Origin of the sequence: Arthrobacter sp. I3 (genome assembly GCF_000520575.1) — a bacterium.
In the GTDB taxonomy this organism is placed as follows: Bacteria; Actinomycetota; Actinomycetes; order Actinomycetales; family Micrococcaceae; genus Arthrobacter; species Arthrobacter humicola_A.
Window position 1 is genome coordinate 202,445 of sequence record NZ_KI914927.1, and the last position, 5,832, is coordinate 208,276.

General features: G+C 67.4%; 4 protein-coding genes. All 4 read left to right on the top strand.

The annotated features are described in order from the left end of the window. Positions 1-435, top strand: a 435-nt coding sequence (locus Y706_RS0112340) for an ATP-binding cassette domain-containing protein (protein WP_028276833.1), incomplete at its 5' end; no start/stop codon positions are given. 113 nt (positions 436-548) lie between these two features. Next, positions 549-2,390 carry an ABC transporter ATP-binding protein gene (locus Y706_RS0112345; protein ID WP_253906783.1) on the top strand — a complete coding sequence of 614 codons (1,842 nt, stop codon included), beginning with the start codon at positions 549-551 and terminating at the stop codon, positions 2,388-2,390. Continuing rightward, entirely contained in the window at positions 2,387-2,779 is a 393-nt protein-coding gene (locus tag Y706_RS0112350; RefSeq protein WP_028276835.1) for a GntR family transcriptional regulator, read from the top strand. The genes Y706_RS0112345 and Y706_RS0112350 overlap by 4 nt, the downstream gene beginning before the upstream one ends. A gap of 67 nt (positions 2,780-2,846) precedes the next feature. Next, positions 2,847-5,795 carry an excinuclease ABC subunit UvrA gene (uvrA, locus tag Y706_RS0112355; RefSeq protein ID WP_028276836.1) on the top strand — a complete coding sequence of 983 codons (2,949 nt, stop codon included), beginning with the start codon at positions 2,847-2,849 and terminating at the stop codon, positions 5,793-5,795. The last annotated feature ends 37 nt before the right edge of the window (positions 5,796-5,832 follow it).

The window sequence follows — 5,832 nt, forward strand, 5'->3', positions numbered from 1 at the left end:
CCCGCCGCGAACGAGCCCGAAATATGGCAGGCGCTCGAAGCTGCCCAGGCCGCCGACTTTGTCCGCGCCCTGCCGCTCGGGCTCGACACGCCCGTAAGCCAGGGCGGCACGAACTTCTCCGGCGGCGAACGGCAGCGCCTGTGCATCGCGCGGGCCCTGCTCAAGCGGGCCCCCGCCTACCTTTTCGATGACAGTTTCTCGGCTCTGGACTACGGCACCGACGTCAGGCTCCGGGCGGCGATCGAGCCGCTGCTGCGCTCGGCGACCGTGCTGATCGTGGCCGAGCGGGTGTCAACAATCGTGGACGCCGGGCTGATTCTCGTACTGGAGGCCGGCCGGGTCGTCGCGCAGGGCACGCACAGCGAACTCATGGAGTCCTCGCCCAGCTACCAGGAAATTGCCGCGTCCCAGCTGGTGCTGGAGGAAGCCCCGTGAGCCGCGCGCGGGCACACCGCGCCGGGACCGTTGCGGGACCCGGCGTGCCGGAGCGCATCAAATGGCACACCGCCGCCCGGCTGCTGGGCCTGCTGCTGCCGCTGAAGTGGCGGATGGCCGGCGTCATCGCCGCGACCTGCGCGTTCGTGACACTCAACGTAGCGGCGCCCAAGGTGCTGGGCGACGCCACCGACGTCGTCGTCGACGGCTTCCTGGGCGGCTCCCTCGACGAGCAACAGCTGGCCGAGCGGCTGCTGGCCGTTTCGGCCATGTACGTCGGGGCGTCGCTGTTCAGCTGGATTCAGGGCAGCCTGACCGCCACCGCGGTGCAGCGCCTCAGCTACGGCCTCCGCGGCTCCGTGGAACAAAAACTCCATGTGCTGCCGTCCAGCCATTTCGAGGAACAGCGCCGCGGCGACGTGCTCAGCCGGGCCACGAACGACGTCGACAATATCTCCCAGTCGCTCAACCAGCTCCTCAACCAGCTCATCATGGCCGTCCTGATGCTCTCGGCCGCTCTCGCCATGATGCTGTGGCTCTCGCCGCTGCTGGCACTGATCGCGATCCTCTCGGTGCCTGTGTCCACGATGATCACAGTGCTCGTGGCCCGGCACTCCCAGCCGCACTTCAAGGAGCAGTGGAGCAGCACGGGGGCACTGCACGCCCAACTCGAGGAATTCTTCACCGGGCATGAAGTCGTCAAGGCCTTCGGCCGGCAGGAAGAGTCGGCGGCAAGCTTCCGGGAGCGCAACGAGAAGCTCACGCGATCGAGCACCCGCGCCCAGTATTTGTCCGGCATCGTGCAGCCGCTGCTGGTGTTTGTCGCCAACCTCAACTACATCGCGATTGCTGTTGTGGGGGCGCTGCAGGTCACCGCGGGGCTCTTGACGATCGGCGGCATCCAGGCCTTTGTCCAGTTCTCCCGTCTCTTTAGCCAGCCGGTGAGCCAGATCGGCGGCATGCTGACCCTCGTGCAGTCCTGCCTGTCCTCGGCGGAGCGGGTGTTTGAGTTGCTGGACGCCCCGGAGATCCCTGCGGACAGCGCCGTGCCGGCGGTCTCGGCCAACGGCGCCGGCAAGCTGCAAGGCGCCACGGCCGCGCGAAAGCTCCATGTCCCGCGCAAATCCTCCAACGGACGCAAAGCCCCTGCCCCGGGCACGCCCGGCGACCTGCTGGATCCCGGCGCAGTGGCGGGCCGGGTCACGTTCGAGCACGTCAGCTTCAGCTACAGCCCCGGCACCCCCGTGGTGAAGGACCTCTCCTTCACGGTGGACCCGGGACAGACCGTGGCGATCGTGGGACACACCGGTGCCGGCAAGACCACCGTGGTCAACCTCCTGATGCGCTTCTACGAACTCGACTCCGGCCGGATCCTGGTGGACTCGACGGACATCGCCACCATCCCGCGGGACGAGCTGCGGCGCGCCTTCGGAATCGTCCTGCAGGATGCCTGGCTGTTTACCGGCAGCATCCGGGAGAACATCGAATACGGCCGGCCCGGCGCCACCGAAGCCGATATCGTCGCGGCGGCCCGCGCCAGCCACGTGGACCAGTTTGTCCGGTCCCTGCCGGCCGGCTACGCCACGATGCTCGGCAACGACGGCGACTCCCTGAGCCGGGGCCAGCGCCAGCTCGTCTCGATCGCACGGGCGCAGCTCGCCGGGCGCAGCATCATGGTGCTGGATGAGGCGACGAGCTCCGTCGACAGCCGCACTGAGGTGCAGATCCGGCATGCCATGGAGCGGCTGCGGCACGGTCACACAAGCTTCGTGATCGCGCACCGTTTGTCCACGGTCCGGGACGCTGATCTAATTCTCGTCATGGACCACGGACGAATCGTTGAACACGGCACCCACCAGCAGCTGGTGGCCCGGCAGGGGCTCTACAAGGATTTGTACGAGGCCCAGTTCGCCGGCCGCGAACAGGTCCCGGCCGTCCAGGAGGCCGAACAGTGAGCCCCGCGGACGCGGCGGGGGAGCGTTTTCCCGGATCCTGGCGGACCAATCCGGCCAGCTCCGTCCCGCTCTTCGAACAGCTGCGGCTCTACGTGATCGAACGCGCCGACAACGGCACACTCGCGCCGGGCACCAGGCTTCCGGCCGTGCGGAGCCTCGCCGGCGAACTGGGCGTCGCCCCGCACACCGTGGCGCGGGCCTACAAGGAACTCGAGGCCGCCGGCGTCGTAGTGACGAAGGGCCGCAACGGGACCGTGGTGTGTGCCCGCGATGCCGCCTGGAGTTCGCTGTCCGCCGCCGCCGCCGAGTTCGCCGCGGCCGCCAAAGCCCAGGGCGCCAGTTTCGCCGAGGCCGTGCAGCTGCTGGCCGCCGCCTACGACCGCCAATAGCACATCCGGCGCCGCCCGTGGCGCGCGGAATAGTTTTTCGAAGAAGTTTTCGATTAGCATTAGATTCGTGCCTAAAGCTGTAGCTGAAGATCCAGCCGTTGAAGTCCATTCCGTCGTCGAGCCGCTGGCAGTCCGGGATGCGGCCCCGTCCCGCCCCGTCCTGAAGCGTCCGGACATGACGCGCCTCGTCGTCAAGGGCGCCCGCGAGCACAACCTGCGCAACGTGGACCTGGACCTGCCGCGTGATGCCATGATCGTGTTCACCGGCCTGTCCGGCTCCGGAAAGTCCTCCCTCGCGTTCGACACCATCTTCGCCGAGGGCCAGCGCCGCTACGTCGAATCCCTCTCCGCCTACGCCCGGCAGTTCCTGGGCCAGGTGGACAAGCCCGACGTCGACTTCATCGAGGGCCTCTCGCCGGCGGTGTCCATCGACCAGAAGTCCACGTCCAAGAACCCGCGCTCGACCGTGGGAACCATCACCGAGATTTACGACTACATGCGCCTGCTCTGGGCCCGTGTGGGCCGGCCGCACTGCCCCGTCTGCGGGGAGCCCGTGACCAAGCAGACCCCGCAGCAGATCGTCGACCAGCTGCTCGAGCTCCCGGACGGCACCCGCTTCCAGGTGCTGGCACCCGTGGTCCGCGGCCGCAAGGGCGAATTCGTGGACCTCTTCAAGGAACTCACCGCCAAGGGATACTCGCGGGCCCGGGTGGACGGCGAGCTCGTCCACCTGAGTGATCCGCCGAAGCTGGGCAAGCAGTTCAAGCACACCATCGAAGTCGTGGTGGACCGCCTCGTGGTCAAGGAAGGCATCAGCCAGCGCCTGACCGACTCGGTCGAAACCGCCCTCGGACTGGCGGAGGGCCGCATATTGGCCGAATTCGTCGACCTCGAAGCAGACGATCCCGAGCGGATCAGGGCGTTCTCGGAACACCTGGCCTGCCCCAACGAGCACCCCCTGGCGATCGACGAGATCGAGCCCCGTTCCTTCTCATTCAACAACCCTTTCGGCGCCTGCAGCGCGTGCAGCGGCATCGGAACCAAGCTGGAGGTCGACGAGGAACTCCTCATCCCCAACCCCGAGCTCTCGCTCTCCGAGGGGGCCATAGCGCCGTGGTCCCTGGGCACCGCCACCACGGAGTACTGGAACCGGCTGCTGGCCGGCCTGGCCGAGGAACTCGGCTTCTCCATGACGACGGCGTGGGAGAAGCTCGACACCGACGTCCGGCAGACCGTCCTGCACGGCAAGGACCACAAGGTGGTGGTGCAATACCGCAACCGCTTCGGCCGTGAACGCAAGTACAGCACCGGCTTTGAGGGCGTCGTGCAGTACGTCCACCGCAAGCATGGCGAGACCGATTCCGACTATGCGCGCGACCGCTACGAGGAATACATGCGCCAGGTCCCGTGCCCGGCCTGCAACGGTGCCCGGCTGAACCCTGCGTCGCTCTCGGTGCTGATCAACGGCAAGTCAATCGCCGAGGTCGCCGCGCTGCCCATGCGGGAATGCGCCGGCTTCCTCGAAAACCTCGTCCTCACCGGCCGCGAGGCCCAGATCGCCCACCAGGTCCTCAAGGAAATCCAGGCCCGCCTGACCTTCCTCCTCGACGTCGGACTCGAGTACCTGAACCTGGAGCGGCCCTCCGGCACCCTGTCTGGCGGCGAAGCCCAGCGCATCCGTTTGGCCACCCAGATCGGCTCCGGCCTCGTGGGCGTGCTGTACGTCCTCGACGAGCCCTCGATCGGCCTGCACCAGCGGGACAACCGCCGCCTGATCGAGACACTCACCCGGCTCCGGGACCTCGGCAACACCCTGATCGTCGTGGAGCATGACGAGGACACGATCCACGAGGCCGACTGGGTGGTGGACATCGGACCGGGTGCCGGCGAGCACGGCGGCATGGTGGTCCATTCCGGGTCCTACCAGGAGCTGCTGGAAAATACGGATTCGCTCACCGGCGACTACCTCTCCGGCCGGCGGAAGATCGAGATCCCGAAGAAGCGGCGCAAATACGACAAGAAGCGCGAGCTCAAGGTGGTCGGGGCGAAGGAGAACAACCTCCTGAACATCGACGCCAGTTTCCCGCTGGGCCTCTTCACCGCCGTCACCGGCGTCAGCGGCTCGGGCAAGTCCACCCTGGTCAACGAGATCCTTTACAAGGTGCTCGCCAACAAGCTCAACGGCGCCAAGCAGGTGGCCGGCAGGCACAAGTCCGTCCAGGGCCTCGAACACCTGGACAAGGTGGTGCACGTCGACCAGAGCCCCATCGGCCGCACCCCGCGCTCGAACCCGGCCACGTACACCGGCGTGTTCGACAACATCCGAAAGCTCTTCGCCGAGACCACCGAGGCCAAGGTCCGCGGCTACCTGCCGGGCCGGTTCTCATTCAACGTCAAGGGCGGCCGCTGCGAGGCCTGCTCCGGCGATGGCACCCTGAAGATCGAGATGAACTTCCTGCCGGACGTCTACGTCCCCTGCGAGGTCTGCCACGGCGCCCGGTACAACCGCGAAACCCTGGAGGTCCACTACAAGGGCAAGACCATCGCGGACGTGCTGAACATGCCCATCGAGGAAGGGGCCGAGTTCTTCGCGGCTTTCTCGCCGATCGCACGGCACCTCAACACGCTCGTCGACGTCGGCCTTGGCTACGTCCGGCTGGGCCAGCCCGCCACCACGCTCTCCGGCGGCGAGGCCCAGCGCGTGAAGCTCGCAGCCGAGCTCCAGAAACGCTCCAACGGCCGCAGCGTCTACGTCCTGGACGAGCCCACCACGGGCCTGCACTTCGAGGACATCCGCAAGCTCCTCATGGTGCTCCAGGGCCTCGTGGAGAAGGGCAACACGGTGATCACGATCGAACACAACCTCGACGTCATCAAGAGCGCCGACTGGATCGTGGACCTTGGCCCCGACGGCGGGTCCGGTGGCGGCCGTGTGGTCGCCTCCGGCACCCCCGAGCAGGTGGCCAAGTCGAGCGAGAGCCACACGGCCGCGTTCCTCGCCGAGCTCCTCGCCTGAACACCGGCCGCCAGGGACCGTGCGGCGGGGCAGGTAA

Bases quoted from the DNA above. Each gene is read 5' to 3' on its own strand.
- Y706_RS0112345 (WP_253906783.1), top strand. From the start codon at position 549: ATGGCCGGCGTCATCGCCGCGACCTGCGCGTTCGTGACACTCAACGTA.